Source organism: Qipengyuania profundimaris (assembly GCF_030717945.1).
Lineage (GTDB): Bacteria > Pseudomonadota > Alphaproteobacteria > Sphingomonadales > Sphingomonadaceae > Qipengyuania > Qipengyuania profundimaris.
Genome location: NZ_JAVAIM010000002.1, coordinates 1 through 16,861, shown reverse-complemented (window position 1 = coordinate 16,861; position 16,861 = coordinate 1). Strand labels below are relative to the sequence as shown.

Annotated in this window: 9 protein-coding genes; 4 read left to right on the top strand and 5 right to left on the bottom strand. The window is 61.9% G+C overall.

The genetic code is table 11. From position 1 onward, the window contains the following. Positions 1-58: 58 nt before the first annotated feature. The 3 genes from Q9K02_RS14140 to Q9K02_RS14130 all read left to right on the top strand — a co-directional run bounded on the left by Q9K02_RS14140 (position 59) and on the right by Q9K02_RS14130 (position 8,410). Positions 59-4,306, top strand: a complete 4,248-nt coding sequence (locus Q9K02_RS14140) for a strawberry notch family protein (RefSeq protein WP_305933528.1) — start codon at positions 59-61, stop codon at positions 4,304-4,306. Positions 4,307-4,409: 103 nt separating this feature from the next. After that, positions 4,410-6,383 (top strand): ParB/RepB/Spo0J family partition protein, encoded by a 1,974-nt coding sequence (locus Q9K02_RS14135; RefSeq protein ID WP_305933527.1) that lies wholly within the window; start codon positions 4,410-4,412, stop codon positions 6,381-6,383. 935 nt (positions 6,384-7,318) lie between these two features. Continuing rightward, a complete protein-coding gene (locus Q9K02_RS14130; protein ID WP_305933574.1) occupies positions 7,319-8,410 on the top strand; it encodes an IS5 family transposase in 1,092 nt (363 codons plus the stop codon). Positions 8,411-9,029: 619 nt separating this feature from the next. Here Q9K02_RS14130 and Q9K02_RS14125 read toward each other — a convergent pair. The 4 genes from Q9K02_RS14125 to Q9K02_RS14110 all read right to left on the bottom strand — a co-directional run bounded on the left by Q9K02_RS14125 (position 9,030) and on the right by Q9K02_RS14110 (position 15,637). Further along, positions 9,030-9,662, bottom strand: coding sequence for a tyrosine-type recombinase/integrase (locus Q9K02_RS14125; RefSeq protein ID WP_305933526.1), 633 nt, complete (start codon positions 9,660-9,662; stop codon positions 9,030-9,032). Positions 9,663-9,746: 84 nt separating this feature from the next. After that, positions 9,747-11,216 carry an efflux transporter outer membrane subunit gene (locus Q9K02_RS14120; protein ID WP_305933525.1) on the bottom strand — a complete coding sequence of 490 codons (1,470 nt, stop codon included), beginning with the start codon at positions 11,214-11,216 and terminating at the stop codon, positions 9,747-9,749. Further along, positions 11,213-14,467 carry a multidrug efflux RND transporter permease subunit gene (locus Q9K02_RS14115; protein ID WP_278329707.1) on the bottom strand — a complete coding sequence of 1,085 codons (3,255 nt, stop codon included), beginning with the start codon at positions 14,465-14,467 and terminating at the stop codon, positions 11,213-11,215. Before Q9K02_RS14115 ends, Q9K02_RS14120 begins: the two co-directional genes overlap by 4 nt. A gap of 3 nt (positions 14,468-14,470) precedes the next feature. Continuing rightward, positions 14,471-15,637, bottom strand: coding sequence for an efflux RND transporter periplasmic adaptor subunit (locus Q9K02_RS14110; protein ID WP_278329708.1), 1,167 nt, complete (start codon positions 15,635-15,637; stop codon positions 14,471-14,473). A gap of 95 nt (positions 15,638-15,732) precedes the next feature. Here Q9K02_RS14110 and Q9K02_RS14105 point away from each other — a divergent pair, with 95 nt between their 5' ends. Continuing rightward, positions 15,733-16,365, top strand: a complete 633-nt coding sequence (locus Q9K02_RS14105) for a TetR/AcrR family transcriptional regulator (protein WP_305933524.1) — start codon at positions 15,733-15,735, stop codon at positions 16,363-16,365. Here the strand turns inward: Q9K02_RS14105 and Q9K02_RS14100 are convergent, their stop codons facing one another. Continuing rightward, the gene (locus tag Q9K02_RS14100; protein WP_305933523.1) at positions 16,366-16,800 is read right to left on the bottom strand and encodes an IS5 family transposase; all 435 of its coding nucleotides are present in this window, start codon (positions 16,798-16,800) and stop codon (positions 16,366-16,368) included. It lies immediately after the preceding gene. Positions 16,801-16,861: the final 61 nt, after the last annotated feature.

Sequence of the window (16,861 nt, the reverse complement as noted above, 5' to 3'; positions counted from 1 at the left end):
GAATTCCTGATCCGGCAGAGGGCGTGTCCCGATGCCCCCATCAGGAGGACGAATTGCCATGTTTCAATCTGACTTGTTTCCCGCCGGCGAGCAGTTGCCGTCCATGCCCATGGCCTATGCCATTGGCACCCGAGTTGCCGCGCTTCTTGCTTCGGGACGTCATCTTACCCGTACCGACATTTCCGGGCTGTTCGCCGAAGAGGCCGGTGTTCTGGACTGGGGAGGTGCCTGGACGATCGACGACTACAACAGCGCGGTCGAGATCGCCGCACTACTCTGGCTTCGAGAGTCCTCACGGATCGATCTGGCGACGAATGTACACGAAGCCGAAGCGCGGTTCGACTGGCTCGAAGCAGCCTTGCCGCCGCGGCACGTTCGCAGCGAAGCACAGGTCGAGCTCCAGCAGTTCTCGACCCCGCCAATGCTGGCCTGGCTGATGGCGAAGTCCGCAGCTGTCTGCGCGCAAGACACGCTCCTCGAACCGTCCGCAGGCAATGGTGCCCTTGCTCTCTGGGGTTGCCTCCAGAACGCTTCGCTGCTTCTCAACGAGATCGATCCGGCAAGACGAGACGGTCTGGCCCACGTCTTCCCCACGGCCACCATCACTGCGCATGACGGGGAACTGATCGCCGACTTGCTTCGCGGCCATGTTCCGTCTGCCGTGCTGACGAACCCGCCGTTCGCTCACAGCCTGGAACGCGGCAAGGACGGTGAGACCGCTATGCGTCACCTACGCGGTGCAATCCGGGCCGCTGCTAATCGGGCGAGGATCGTCGCCATTATGCCTGAAGGCTTCGACGCCTCCACCTTCGCCAAGGAACAGGACGAAGCATCGCTGCTCCTCGATGCTCGGCTGCAGCAGATGTTTCGCCGGACAGGGACGGGGATCGCTGTTCGCCTGGTTGTGTTCGACAAGACGCCGACTGCGTCCTCGCCTGCGATCATCGGAGATACTGCCGACCTCATCTCGCTCCACGAGCTTATCACCGCGCTTCCGCCACGCGTACAGACCTCCGCCAACATCTATCGCCTGCCGCTCGGCAAGCCAGTGCGCCTCGTTGGCAAGACTTCGGCCCAAAGCGCGCCGGTGCGGCCGCTGGCGCCGTTCGCTGCGACACCAGCAGCCACGGCGAATGCGATCGACCTTGCCTATTCGGTCCTCGCCGACCCCGCGCCTGTGCCCGAACAGGCAGGCATATACCTGCCTTACCGGCCCAGCCGCATCGCCTTCGAAGATGCTCCGGTCCATCCCACCCCGCTCGTGGAATCGGTCGCCATGGGTTCGGTCGCGGCACCGCAGCCCGATGTTTGCCCGCGCCTTCCCGCATGTTGGCAGGCCGACGGCCTGCTGTCCGAAGCGCAATGCGAGACACTGGTCTACGCTGCCCAGGCATTTGCGCGCGATCTTCCGGGTCAGTTCAACGTGAGCCAGGAAGGCACCTCGCTGGAACTCTCCGAGGACGGACACTCCTACCGCCAAGGCTTCTTCCTCGGCGACGGAACCGGAGCGGGCAAAGGACGGCAGATCGCCGCGGTCATCATGGATCGCTGGCTCGCAGGCGAGCGCCGACATGTCTGGATCACCAAGAACGAGGCGCTGCTCGAAGATGCACGCCGCGACTGGGAAGCGCTTGGCGGGCTGCCGCTCGATCTCCAGCCGCTCTCGCGCTGGAAACTCGGCCACCCGGTCACGATGTCCGAAAGTATTCTCTTCGTCACTTATCCGACGCTGTGCTCGGGGCGTGCCGAGGATACGCGGCTCGACCAGATCCTTGCCTGGGCGGGTGAGAGTTTCGACGGCGTGATTGCCTTCGACGAGGCTCACGCCATGGCCAATGCACTCCGTGGCTCTTCAAACCGCGGCAAGGTCAGGGGCTCCGAACAGGGCATGGCGGGCCTCAGGCTGCAGAACCATCTGCCGCGCGCCCGGGTGCTCTACGCGTCTGCCACTGGCGCTTCGGATATCGCCAACCTTGGCTACACATCCCGGCTTGGTCTCTGGGGACCCGAGACTGCTTTCCCGACCCACGAGGCTTTCATGACCGAGATCCGCGCTGGCGGCGTCGCGGCGATGGAACTCGTCGCCCGCGACCTCAAGGCGCAGGGCCTCTATCTCGCCCGTGCGCTGTCCTTCGCCGGGGTCGAGTACGAAATCCTCGAACATAACCTGAGCGAAGCACAGGTGCGGATCTACGATGCCTATGCCGAGGCCTGGGCGATCATTCACCGCAATCTCGAGGCGGCGCTCGAAGCGACCCGCGTGGTCGACGAGGACAGCGGCGATACGCTCAACCGCAACGCCAAGGCTGCGGCGCTGTCGATCTTCGAAGGCACCAAGCAGCGCTTCTTTGCCCAGCTCCTGCTCTCCATGAAACTGCCGAGCCTGATCCCCGCGATGGAAGCGGCGCTTGGCGAAGACCATTCGGTTGTCGTGCAGCTGGTCTCGACCGCCGAGGCTATGCTCGACCGGCGCCTCGCCGACCTCTCCGACGAGGAACGCGAAGCGCTCGATATCGATCTCTCGCCGCGTGAATACGTCATCGACTATCTTGCGAAGAGCTTCCCGGTGCGCCTGATGCAGGTCTTCGCCGACGAGGATGGCAATCTTCGCTCCGAGGCGATGAGCGACGGGGAGGGCAATCCCGTTTTCTGCCCGCGCGCCGTGGCAGCACGCGATGCACTGATCGAGCAACTCTGCGCGCTGCCGCCGATCGCCACAGCGCTCGATGCGATCATCGAGCACTTTGGAACCGAAGCCGTGGCCGAGGTCACAGGCCGAACCCGCAGGCTTGTCCTGGGGCGCGATGGCCAGCAGCGCCTCGAACGGCGAAGCCCAAGCGCCAACGTGGCAGAAGCGCAAAGCTTCATGGAAGGAATTAAGCGCATCCTGGTCTTTTCGGATGCGGGCGGGACTGGGCGTTCCTACCATGCTGATTTGGGCGCCAGGAACCAGCAGCGCCGGGTTCATTTCCTGCTCGAGCCGGGCTGGCGCGCTGACAACGCCATCCAGGGGCTCGGCCGCACCAACCGCACCAACCAGGCCTCGGCCCCGCTGTTCCGCCCGGTCACCACCGATGTGAAGGGCGAGCGCCGCTTCATCTCGACCATTGCCCGCAGGCTCGATGCATTGGGCGCGCTCACGCGAGGTCAGCGCCAGACCGGCGGACAGAACCTGTTCGATCCGGCAGACAATCTCGAAAGCGACTATGCACGCGACGCGCTCAGCCGCTGGTTCCAGCTGCTCTATGACGGCAAGCTCGAGGCCACGAGCTTCGGCAACTTCGTGGAGCGCACCGGCCTCCGGCTTGAAAATCCCGATGGCGGGCTGACCGACAATCTCCCCACGATCCAGCGCTGGCTCAACCGCATCCTCGCGCTGCCGATCGCGCTGCAGAACGCCATATTCGACGAGTATCTCGGGCTGGTGGAAGCGCGGATCGAAGCCGCGCGCGAGGCCGGAACGCTCGACCAGGGACTGGAAACCATCAGGGTCGATCGCTTCACGGTCCTCGCCGATGAGCTCCTGCGCACCGACCCCGTGACCGGAGCGGAGACCCGCCTCGTCTCGCTCGAGGTGGTAAGGTACCTTCGGCCTCTGCGGTTGCAGCGCCTGGTGCGGATGCACGAGATCGGCAGCGCGCACGCGATCCCCTTGCGCAATGCGCGCTCGGGCAAGGTCGCGCTGTCTGTTCCAGCCCGGCGCCTCATCGCCGACGACGGGACCGTGGTCGAACGCCGACGCCTTCTGCGTCCGCTCAATTCCGCGAACTGGACGCTTGAAGCACTTGGTGAGAGCCACTGGGAGGAAATTGGCGTCACAGCGTTCACCAGCGCCTGGCTGGCCGAGGAAGAGGAAGCGGCCAAGTCACCGGTGACCGAGCGCGTCCATCTCGCCACCGGACTGCTGCTTCCTGTCTGGAAGCGCCTGCCCGGCGATCATGTCCGCGTCACCCGGCTCGTTGCCGAGGACGGCCAGTCGATCATCGGTCGCGAAGTGCTCGATATCGATCTCGCCGCAATCGCCGATACCTTTGGTCTTTCCGGAGTTACCGGTCCGGCGCCGGACCAGATCGGCGACCTCGTCCTCGAAAGCGGCAAACCGCTGGACCTTGCAAGCCACGATCCACTCACCGTGAAGCGCTCGCTGGTCGGAGGCGAACAGCGCCTTGAACTGACCGGATTTTCGCCCGATCGGCTCGACTGGTACAAGGGCAAGGGCTGCTTCACCGAGATCATCCGCTACCGCACGCGGCTGTTCGTGCCGGTGTCGAGAGCCTCGTCCGTCCTCCCTGCGCTAGCCGCCTGATCCCTCGGGAGACCCCAGTCTCGGAATGAGAGTGGAGGGAGCCCTTTGGGCTTGTGGGCCAAGTGATCCTCACTGGCGCCTTCAATCCATCAGGAGAACACCAATGATCCAGTCGATCCCCTTGAAGAAGCTTGTTCCCAGCCCGCGTAACGTTCGCAAGTCGAACGACGTGCTGGCCGACCTCCAGCTGCGGGCAGACATCGCCGCGCGCGGCCTGCTGCAGAACCTCGTCGTACGCAAAGGAAAGCGCGGCAAGTTCGAGGTCGAGGCCGGCGGTCGCCGTCTCGCCGCGCTGCTGGCGCTGGCCGAAGAGGGCACCTTGCCCGAGAACCACGAGGTCACCTGCCTCGTCATCGAAGGCGAGGAAAGCGAAGTGCGCGAAGCCAGCCTTGCCGAGAATTTCCAGCGTCTCGCAATGAACCCGGCCGACGAGGCGCAGGCCTTCGCCTCCATCATCGAAGCAGGCGCTACCCCTGAAGACGTGGCGCGCCGCTTCGGCCTCACGGTCCGTTTCGTCGAAGGACGTCTGCGCCTCGCAAGCCTCGCGCCTTGCGTTTTCGAAGCGCTCGCCGAAGGCACGATCACGCTCGATATGGCCAAGGCCTACGGCGCGATTTCCGACGTCGAGCGCCAGGCGCATGTCTATGCCGAGCTGCAGGATGCCTGGTACCAGATCACGCCCGATACAATCCGCCGCATGGTGCTCGATGCCACGGTGCGCGGTTCTGATCCGCGAGCTGTTTTGGTCGGACGCGATGCGTACATCGGTGCGGGTGGCCGGATCGAACGCGAACTCTTCGACGATGACGCCAGCGAGAGCTGGATCGATGTCGCGCTGCTCGAGGACCTCGCGCACAAGGCCATGGAAGAGGCGGCAAAAAAGGCTGCGCTCGAATATGGCCTTGCCTGGGTTCGGCCGACGCTGGGCACCTATGTCAGTCACGACCTTGTCGAAGGTCTGAGCCGTCTGCCTTGCGAGCCTGCGCCGATGACGGAACAGGAAGCGAAGGAACTTGGCGAGCTCGAGGCCGACTACGACCGCGTCGCCGCCGTGCTCGAAGACGAGGACAGCCACGAGGACGAGGTCGCCAAGGCCGAACAGGAACTCGTCGTCATCGACCGCGCCATGCGCGCGCTCAATGACCGGCCGCCCGTGCTCGCCGACGAGCTGAAACCCGAGGCCGGTGCCTTCCTTATCCTCTCGCGCAATGGCGAGCCGACCTTGGTCCCGCAGTTCTACACCGAGACCGAAGTCATCGCTGACGAAGGTGTGGTGGAGGCAGTCGAAGAAAGCGGAGCGGTTAAACCCAAGGGCAGCTCGCTTTCGCAGCGCCTGCTCGACGAACTCGCAATGCAGCGCCGCGATATCCTGGCGATCCATCTCGCTAACGATCCGGCACTGGCGCTCGACTTCATGGTCTTCACGCTCGCGGATGCCGATGGGCACGACTGGCGCGCCAGAAAGGCATCGACGCTTGTCGGCTCCATCGCGTCTGGACCGGTTGCCGGGTTTGAGGCCAAGGATGCACCGGCGAGCGCTGCTCTGGCCGAGTTCGCTGGTTCGCTCGACGAAAGCTGGCGCTCGGGCGAGACCGACGTCGAGCGGTTTGCCAGGTTCCGGTCGCTTTCCGATGAGGCGCGTTCGGCCTGGCTTGGTCATGTCGTCTCGCGCACGCTCGTCGCCAGCCTAGCCTGCGAAGGCGATCGTTCGGTGCCCATGCACGAAGCGCTCGGGGCACTTCTGGAAATCGAAACCGCGCATTGGTGGCGTCCCACCGCGGCAAACTATTTCGACCGCGTGGCCAAGGCTCGCACGCTCGAAGCGCTCGATGCTACGGGTGGTCCGGAGCTGGTCAGCCGATACGCTGCTTCGAAGAAGGCTGAGCTTGCGAGCGCAGCCGAGCGCATCTTCTCAGGCAACTTCATCGGCGAGGCCGAGGTCAAGGAGCGGGCGCAAGCCTGGGTTCCTGCGATCATGCTGTTCACTGCTGCTCAGGAGGTCGCGCCGATTGATGTCGAAGTCGACGAGGCAGTCAGCGACGATGCGACAGACGAAATTGCCGAGCAGGCTGCCTGACCCTCCTGACAGGTCGAGGTCGCTCGGTGGGCGGTCCGTCCCAATTGGGACGGACCGCCTTTTTCATGTCAGAATTTGGGCCGGTAACGGACGGTCCGCTATCCGAACCACGACGCGAAAAGCTGTCAATCGGCTAACGACCCGAAAACAGACATGGGGTATCACTCTTCGGGCCATGGGCCTTGGAATGGCGGCCCTTCGCCTCGACGGAACAGTATTTCTTGACGGGCTATGGGTGTGAAGCCCGAAATGTCCGCAGTCCAAAGTGTCCCTCTGTCTCGCCATGCGAATGATAGAGCCTCAGCTACCCTTTGTTGGAGTCCTGCGCTGACGCTAGTGTCACATGCGACGGCGACGAGGTCAGGTAACGCCTCGTCGATCGAGGTGATCATTCCGGCGGCATAGTCACGCTCCCACTCTTCCGACTCTGGGTTTCGGAATATTGCCAACGCCTCCAGCGGAGTTTTTGGTACAGGTTGCATTGATCGTTCTTCCGATCCTTATGAAAAGAATGGTTCAACATAGCCAATCACCTCACTTTTGTCCTGATCAGAGCGCGTTAGATGTGCCGGGAGCGGGCGGTCAGCTAGCGACCCGATTGCGGAGATACCAAGAGCTGCCGCAGCGACTTCGCGTAGTTTTAACCATTTCAAAAGACGGTTTTGGTAGGTCGAAAGCGGGTCGCGCCGAGGTATCCTATGAAGACGCGCGTCGATGAGAGAGTTCAGACCTGTTTTCCTGTCCAGGTGCAGTTTCCGAGGGCATCTGCTGGAGTCTGCATTCGGGATATTTCGGTATCCGGATGCCGCATGAAGACTGATGACAAGTCAGCAAGAGTTGGCGCCACCATCGTTTTGCAACTGGACGCCTCGAAAAACCCTCGCAATTCGCGGCGCGCTGTGATTCATTTGTATCCTGATTGCAGGAGACGGTTCATGAGCGGGCAAGCGGGATTCTTTAATTTGTCGGATCGGTATGCGGCGCTGAGCGCGGCGGGCGATCCGCTGGAGCGTTTGGCTGCGGCGGTGGATTTCGAAGTGTTTCGCGGACCGCTGGTGGCAGCGCTGCGTCGCGGGTCTCGCGGTAAGGGCGGCAGGCCACCATTCGACCCTGTCTTGATGTTCAGGATCCTTGTGCTGCAGGCGCTCTATTCGCTGTCGGACGAAGCGGCCGAGTTTCAAATCAAGGACCGGCTCTCGTTCCAGCGCTTTTTGGGTCTCGGGCTCGATGGAAGAGTTCCCGATGCGACGACCGTATGGCTGTTCCGTGAGAAGCTGGTGAAGGCCAAGGCGATCGACAAGCTCTTCGCCCGTTTCGATGCCGCGCTGCTCGAGCGCGGTTATCTTGCCATGGGCGGCCAGATCATCGATGCCAGCGTCATCCCCGCGCCAAAGCAGCGCATCACCGAAGACGAGAAGGCGCAGATCAAGCAGGGCCGCACGGCGAAGCAAATCTGGAAAGGCCAGCCGGCCAAGGCGGCGCAGAAGGACACCGACGCGCGCTGGACGCTCAAATACTCGAAGGCCAAGGTGACCGAGGTGAGCGATCCGACCGCCTTCAGGCCGGTCGACCTCGCCATTCCCGCCTATGGCTACAAGAATCATATCGGCATCGACAAGGAGCACGGTCTGATCCGCACCTGGGATGCGAGCGCCGCCAACGCCCATGACGGCGCTCGGCTGCGCGACCTGGTCAGCAGGGAAAACACCGCATCGGGCGTCTGGGCCGACAGCGCCTATCGCTCGAAGAAGAACGAAGCCTTTCTCAAGAAGGGCATGTTCACCAGCCATATCCACCAGAAGAAACCGCCACGACAGGAAATGCCCGAGCGCACCGTCATCGCCAATGCCAGACGCTCCAAAATCCGCTCGGCGGTCGAGCATGTCTTCGCCGGCCAAAAGCATCGCATGGGCCTCTTCGTCCGTACTGTCGGAATGGCCCGGGCGCGGATCAAGATCGGCATGGCAAACCTGGCCTACAACTTCCAGCGGCTTGTCTGGCTCGAAAGGCGAAGTGCGCCCGCATAATGCCAATACCGCCTCAGAAGGGGCGGATCGGACGGAAATCAACGCAAGATCACCCTCGAAAAGCATGTAAATCAATGCCTCATGGTTCCGTCACGCCACTTTGCGTCCGGCGCGCCGAAATCAGCCGGTAAATCGAGGCGTCCAACTCACAGACGACACCTACACTTCAGGCGAGATTGTGCGCAAACTGGGAACAGATTTCGGCGTGCGATTCCATCGTCCTGTAGCTGACGTGATTATCGATCAAATTGCAGCTCGACTGGATTAAATAGGCAGGTGAAGGAGCAACTGGATATGACTGGGGACGATCGTGAACGCCGCGAAGCCACTGACCGCCGCCAAGCGGAGCGACGTCAGTTTAGCCGGTTGTACTTGGTGGAGGGCGAACGTCGAGAAGCACAGCGAAGGAGCCTGAAGGACCGACGCGAGGATACATAAACAACGCAAGCTGTAATGCTAACTCTCGAGCATTGATTTGACGCAGGCAGTTGTCGAGGACAGTGAGGGTGATTTCGTCCCTGCACTGCGTCCGCTTTCCACCCCATATCGGCCAAGGCAACCTGCTTAGGCTCGACCCTGAAGCGGTCGATCAACTTCTGCTGACCGACCGCTCCCAGAGTCAGATCTCCGTTCGCTCGGCGAGTAGGAGAGCATCCTCTACGTCGACCCCAAGGTAGCGGACGGTATTTTCAATCTTGGTATGACCAAGCAGGATCTGAATTGCCCCGATGTTACCTGTAGCGCGGTAGATCATGGCCGCCTTTGTCCGACGCAGTGAGTGCGTGCCGTACTCGGCCTTACGCAACCCGATGGCGGTCACCCATTCGTCGACCAGGCGCGCGTATTGACGGGTGCTCATGTGGCCTTGGCGATCGACGCGGCTCGGGAAGAGATATTCGTTCACGGACCCACCACGCCGCTCCAGCCAAGCAATCAGAGTGGTGCGCACGTCTGCGGTAATTTCGAATTGAACCGGTCGGCTGGTCTTTTGTTGGATAACAGTCGCTCGGTTGCGGATGTCAGCCCCAGCTACGACGTCGCCGATCCTGATCTTGACCAGATCACAGCCTCGCAGTTTACTGTCGATAGCGAGATCGAAGAGGGCCTTGTCCCTCAACAGCCCTTCGCGGTCGAGATGGAAGCGGATCGCCCAAATCTGCTTTTGTGTGAGGGGGCGCTTAGTGCCCACATTCTTGCCGGCATTCCAAGCCGCACGTGCCTGCACAGCGGCGTCAAATCTTGAGTATCCCATCGTTCGTCTCCTTGGCCGCGATTGGCCGAATGAGGAACGCTGGAGCTGCGCGACTTGGGCCGAAAGCGGACAGGCTGCTTTTGGCTATCGAACCATCGGAAGCGGCCTGTGCTTAATGCTGGGATTGGCGCCGCCGCCGAGGGCAACGAACAGCGTCGCACGATTTTGCAACCAAGCACGCTGAACGGCAAGAAGCTGTTGCTGAGCGCTGAACAGATTGCGTTCGGCGTCGAGGACCTCGAGATAGTCTGCCACTCCTTCGCGGTAGCGTAACCGGGCAATGCGGGCGATCTGCTGCTGCGCCTCTACCGAGGTTTCGAGGGTCATCAATTGTTCGGCGAGATAGCGCCTCCCTGCCAGCGCATCCGATACCTCGCGGAAGGCGTTCTGAACGGTGCGGTCGTAGTTCGCGACCTGTTCGACTTCGAGCGCCTGCGCCAGATCGAGATCGGCCTCGCGTGCTCCCCAGTCGAAAATCGGCAGAGATATGGACGGCCCAAAACTCCAGCCCAGCCCATCGCTCGAAAACAGGCCGTCGAGACTGTTCGAGGACAGTCCTGCACTTCCGGTGAGCGAAATGGTCGGGAAGAAGGCCGCGCGAGCAGCCGCGATATTCGCGCGCGCAGCACGTAGCTGTTCTTCGGCAGCGATAATGTCCGGGCGCACCAGCAGGAGATCTGACGGCAATCTAGCCGCAAGCCTGCGCTCGTCACCCTGCTCGGCAAGAGATACGCCTTCTGGCAAAGTTTCGGGTATGGTCCCGCCCACCAGAACGGCGAGCTGGTTGCGCAGTTGCGCCAAGGCCAGTCGTTCGCTTGCCAATTGCTGTTCCGCCTGCGTCAGCAAGGTCTCGGCCTGCCGGTATGGAAGTGCCGAGGTCACCCCATTTTCAAGGCGTAGCCGTGCGATCCGCAAACCTTCGCGCCTGCTTTCGGCGGTCGCCTGGGCCAGCGCGATCTGCTCCTCGGTTTCCACGATCTCGAAATAGGTGTTGGCGGTGTCGGCGATGAGCGAAAGGTAGAAGGCCCGCTGCGCGGCAGCCGTGGCCAGATATTCCGCGCGGGCAGCTTCGCTCAAACTGGCAATTCGCCCCCAGAAATCGAGCTCGAAAGAGGTAACCCCTACGCCCACATCAAAGCGGTTGAAGGTGACTGAGTCGGGGGCACCTTCGACATCCCCGGTGTCCAGCGCCGGATTGGTCGAGAGCGGCTGCCTCGTCCGTACGGCGCTGCCATCTCCAACCAGCGCCGGCAATTGCCGGCTATCTTCTATCCGATAGCGCGCACGGGCCTGTTCGACCCTTGCCGTTGCGGCGAGGAGATCGCGGTTGTTTTCAAGCGCACTCGCGATGAGTTGCTCCAATCGCGGGTCACCGAACCACTCGCGATAGGACAATTGCGATGCGACGACTGTCCCGTCCGGTCCGTACTCGGCATCGAAGGCAGGCGCGGTGGCTGCCTCGGGGCGGGAGTGCTCGGGGGCCATGCTCGCGCAGCTGGCAAGCAGACTGGAACCGATCGCCAGAGCGGCCAGCTTTCTCGTCGATCGCGTCATGGAGCGCGCCCTTCTTCGATTGCAGGACCGGATTTCTCGACTGGGTCTGTATCGCCTTCATGACCGCCGGTTGCGACAGGCTGCTTGCGGCTGACGTTTCGCCGCACCAGGAGATACAGCATCGGGATCAGGAAGATACCGAGCACGGTCGCGGCGATCATTCCTCCCATCACTCCGGTACCAACCGCGATGCGACTTGCGGCCCCGGCACCACTCGCGAGCACGAGCGGAACCATACCCATAGTGAATGCCAGCGAGGTCATGATGATCGGACGCAGGCGCAGGCGAGCGGCCGCTTTCACTGCATCAATCCGCCTTAGGCCACGTTCTTCTTCCTCAATGGCGAATTCAACGATGAGGATTGCGTTCTTTGCCGCGAGTCCGATGATCGTGATCAATCCGACATTAAAATAGACGTCCGCCGAAAGACCGCGCAGCATCGAGAACAACACCGCACCGAGTACGCCCATGGGCACGATCAAGAGCACCGCGAGAGGAACAGCCCAGCTTTCGTAGAGCGCCGCAAGCACAAGGAATACCACAACGACCGACAGGCCGAGCAGCAGGCCAATCTGCCCGCCGGCCTGCTTTTCCTCGTAAGAGATACCCGTCCATTCATAGCCGATCCCCTGCGGCAGTTGCTCCGCCAGACGTTCCATTTCCGCGAGTGCAGCACCGGACGATTCACCGGGAGCAGCCATGCCGGAAAGGGTCATGGCGGGGTAACCGTTGTAGCGTGCAAGGCTGGCCGGAGCTGCCGACCAGTCCGCAGTGGCGAAGGCGCTGAACGGCACAAGCTGCCCCTCCGCGTTCGGAATACGCAGCGACAGCACGTCTTCGGGGCTCATGCGATAAGGCGCGTCCGCTTGGACGAGCACCTGCAAGACACGCCCGTCGCGGTTGAAGTCGTTGGCATAGGCCGAGCCAAAGGTGATCGACAGTGCCGCGTTAACATCGGTAAGCGAGAGCCCAAGCGCCCGTGCCTGGACGCGGTCGATCTCGAGCGCGAGCTGCGGGCTTGGTCCCTGATCTTCGGGTCGCAGGTTGGCGATCATCGGGCTTTGCGACGCCATGCCGAGCAATTGGTCGCGCGCCGCCGTCAACGTCTCACGACCAAGACCTGCGCGATCCTGCAGTTTCAGCGTAAAGCCGCTTGCCTGCCCGAGCGACTGGATCGCCGGTGGCTGGATTACGAATGCGATCGCGCTGTCCAACTGGCTGAAAGTGCCCATCGCCTGGCCGAGGATTTCGGCCGCGCCGCTTCCTTCGGCGGTACGCTCTTCCCATGGCTTGAACGACGCGAACATGATCGCATTGTTCTGACCCTGACCGAAGAAACTGAATCCGCGCACGACAACGAGGTTTTCCACCTCTTCGCGAGCCAACCAGAAATCCTCGATCGGCTCCAGAGCTTCGTCGGTGCGCTCCTGCGTCGCTCCCGGCGGCGCCTGAACTGCGGTGATGAGGAACCCCTGGTCCTCCGTCGGCAGAAAGGCAGACGGGAGGCGCATGAACAGCAGAATCGTTACTGCGCCCAGAGCCAGAAATACGGCGAAACCGCGCCATGGCCGCGACAGGATGCGGTCATTGGCCCGGCCGTACTTCTCCTGCATCCGCGCGAACCAGCGATTGAACCGGCCAAAGAATCGGGCGGCCTTGTTGCGCACTTGGGCGACGCGTCCTCGCCAGCCGGGTTGCATTTCGGCTTCGGTATCGACCGCAACCTGCCCGCCCTCCCCATGACCTTTAGCGATCGGCTTCAGGAAGGTGGCGCAAAGTGCCGGCGTCAGGGAAAGCGCCAGGAACGCCGAGAAGAAAATGGCAATGGCAAGCGTAACCGAGAACTGACGATAGATACCCCCGGTGGAGCCGGGGAAGAAGGCCATCGGCACGAAAACCGCGATCAGCACCAGCGTGATGCCGATGATCGCTCCGGTGATCTGGCCCATTGCCTTGCGGGTCGCCTGCAGGGGCGGGAGGCCTTCTTCACGCATGATGCGCTCGACATTCTCGATCACCACGATCGCATCATCGACCAGGATACCGATCGCTAGGACCATTCCGAAGAGCGAGAGCACGTTGATCGAAAAGCCGAACAACCACAAACCGAGACAGGCGCCTGCCAGGGCAATCGGAACTACCAGTGTCGGTATCAGTGTCGCTCGCCAGTTCTGCAGGAACAGGAACATGACGAGGAAGACCAGCACCATGGCCTCGACCAAGGTCTTCACCACTTCTTCCACCGAAGCCTGAACGAAAGGCGTCGTATCGTAAGGGATCGACCAGCTTACGTCTCCCGGAAGACCGGGCGCGATTTCGGCGAGACGCTCCTTCACGCCCCCTGCAGCGGCAAGCGCGTTGGCACCGGTCCCCAACTGGATCGCCATCCCCGCCATGGGTTGTCCGTTGAGAGTGGTGGAAGTGGCGTAGCTTTGCGCACCGATTTCGACGCGCGCAACCTCGCCAAGCCTTACCACTGCCGCGCCGGAATTGGCGCGAAGAATGATGTTCTCGAACTCTTCGACGGTGGTGAACCGGCCTTCGGTCGAGATGGTCGCGCTGATCTGTTGCCCATCGGCGAGCGGCCGGGCGCCGATCGAGCCGCCGGCGGTCTGCGAATTCTGCTCGCGGATGGCGGCAAGTACTGCGCTTGGGGACAGGTTGTAGGCTGCCAGCGCTTCGGGATCTAGCCAGATGCGCATGGCATATTGCGAACCGAAGAGCGTGACATCGCCCACACCGGTCACCCGGCGCAACTCGTCCACAACCTGGTTCGCAGCGATGTTGCCCAGATCGGTAGTCGTAAGGTCGCCGCTTTCCGATGTGAGCGCGACGATCATCAGGAAGCCGGCGTTCGCCTGGCGCACGGTGATACCCTGTCGCCGGACCTCTTCAGGCAGGCGCGCCTCGACCGTGCTCAAGCGGTTCTGCACCTCGGTCTGGGCGATATCGATGTCGGTACCCGCCTCGAAGGTCAGCGTGATACTCGCCGCTCCGTTCGACCCGCTGGACGAGGACATGTAGAGGAAACCCTCCACCCCGTTGAGCTGCTGCTCGATGACCTGCGTGACGTTCTGTTCGAGCGTCTCTGCGTCCGCACCGGGATACACGACGCTGATGGTCAGCGATGGTGGGGCGACCTCTGGATACTGTTCGATCGGAAGTGCGCGCAGGGCGATAAAGCCCGCCAGCAGGATGCCGAGCGAAACCACCCAGGCAAAAATCGGCCTGTCGATGAAGAACCGCGCCATGGTCTATTGCGCCCCGCGATCGGTTTGAGCGGGAGCTTTTGCAGGCTTGTTCTGCCCGGTCGGCGTGTTCGAGACTTTCACCGGCACACCCGGCCTGATTTTCTGCAGGTTGCTGGTGATGACGACATCGCCGGGGCGAAGGCCGCCCTCCACGATCCAGTTTCCATCGACCATCGCGCCGAGCTGGATCGGGCGGATTGCAGCCAATCCTTCGCTATCGACGACGAACACCGTCCCGCCCTCCTCGGTGAGCGAAACGGCGCGCTGCGGCACGGTCAGGCCGTTCTGTATCTCGCCGGCATAGATTTGGGCGCGCACGAATTCGCCGGGTAGCAGCAGCCGCTGTGGATTGGGAAACTCGGCTCGTAACTCTACCGTCCCTGTCTGCTGATCGACGGAGAAGGCAAGGAAGTCGATATAGCCGGGAATCGGGTATTCGGTCCCGTCGCTGAAGGTCAGGCGCACCTCGACGCGGTCGTTTTCGTCCAGTTCGATTTCGCCTGCGGCGATGGCCCGGCGCAACCTGAGGACTTCGCTAGCCGCCTGGGCGAAGCTAACGTAGACCGGCGAAATCTGCTCGATCCGGGTCATCAGCGTGCCTTCCGGCTGACTGACAAGCGCGCCTTCGGTAATCTGTGCCCGTCCGGCCCGCCCGCCGATCGGGGCACGCACGGTGGTGTAGCCAAGTTGGAGCGATGCCGATTCGAGTTGCGCACGGATCTGCGCGACATTCGCCTCTGCTTCCCGCGAAGCGGCGAGCGCGGCGTCATATTCCTGACCGCTGATGGCATTCTCGTCGACCAGCGGGCGATAGCGCTCGACGACAGCCTTGGCGTTCGCCGCGGTGGCCCGCGCACGTGCCAGTGCTGCCTGTGTCTGGGCATAGCTTGCCCGCAATTCGCGCGGATCGATCCGGAACAGCGGCTGACCCGCGCGAACGTCGGTTCCTTCTTCATAGAGCCGTTCCTGCACGATGCCGGTCACGCGAGCGCGGACTTCGGCAACGCGCACCGGTTCGACCCGGCCCGGCAGTTCGATCACGTTGGGAACCGTGGCGCTGGCAACGGTAACCGTCTTGACCGGGATTGGCTGCTGCTCCGGAGGCGTATCGGCAGCCGAACAGGCGGAGAGGAGGAGGCAGGCGGCCAGGCCGGCCAGGATGGGCTTCACGGCGAAGTGGCTTTCAGTCAGCTTTTGTGCAGGTGCGAAGGTGTAATAGGTATTACACCCTTGCCACGCAACCCGTTATCGTAGAGCCCTGTCAAATGATCGAACATGACGAATTCTGCCGTCTCGACCGCCGGAAACGCGCGATTATCGAGGCTGCTCGAACCCTCTTCGTCGAGCAAGGTTTCGAACGTACGACACTCGGCGACATCGTCGATCGCGCCGGGGGATCACTGGCTACGATCTACAAGCTCTTCGGAAACAAGGACGGCCTGCTCGAGGCAGTGGTTTTGGAGAAAGCATCTTCGGGCGAAACGCTTGTTTCTGAAGCACTGGAACAGGGAGGCGACCCGCCAGCAATATTACTGCGTCTTGCAGAGGGATTGCACTCACACTTCCTGGAGCCTGAGGTCGTCGCTCTGGTTCGCATTGTGATCGCTCGCAGTGTCAGTGACCGTGAATTCGCACGTGTCTTTTTCGAGCGCACCGCTACCCGAACCCGGCAAGCAGTCGAACAGATGTTCGTTTCATGGAAAATGAACGGTGCGACGATGCATGGCAGCCCTGCAATGCTGGCTGAAATGTTTCTCGGCATTTTTGTGAGCGATCTTCATGCAGAAGCGATCAGCCATAGGATAGCAGTTAATCACACACCTCAGCGTTTACGCGACCAAGTGGATTTCTTCATTGCAGGCGCCGGTCTTTCTAGTTTTAGTGAAGCTCACCGATAACTAGGTTTCGTGGACAAAGGGTATCCAGAGTTTGACTGAGGCGAGCGCGACGAAGCCGAGATAGGATTCCTTTGTTTTGTCGTAGCGGGTCGCAACGCGTCGCCAGTTCTTGAGTTTATTGAACAGTCGCTCGATCAGGTTGCGCCGCTTGTATTTCGCGCGATCATGCCCGGCGGGATTGCGCCGGTTGCCCTTGGCCGGGATCACCGCCTCGACGCCCGCCGCCTCGATCTCTTCGCGGATCGCATCGGCATCGTATCCCCGATCAGCCAGGAAGGCCTCGATCCGGTCGGATAGCATGCGGAACAGCGGAGCGAAGCCCTGCACATCGTGTGCCTGCCCCGGTGTCAGCACGAAGCCGAGGGGCAAGCCTCTGGCATCGCATCTTGCGTGGAGTTTGGTGGTGAAGCCGCCGCGCGTGTCCCCCGTCAGCACCTATGGCACAGATTTGAGGTTGTGATTTAAGGAGGATTTGGGCTTCGTCGTAGTGACGAAG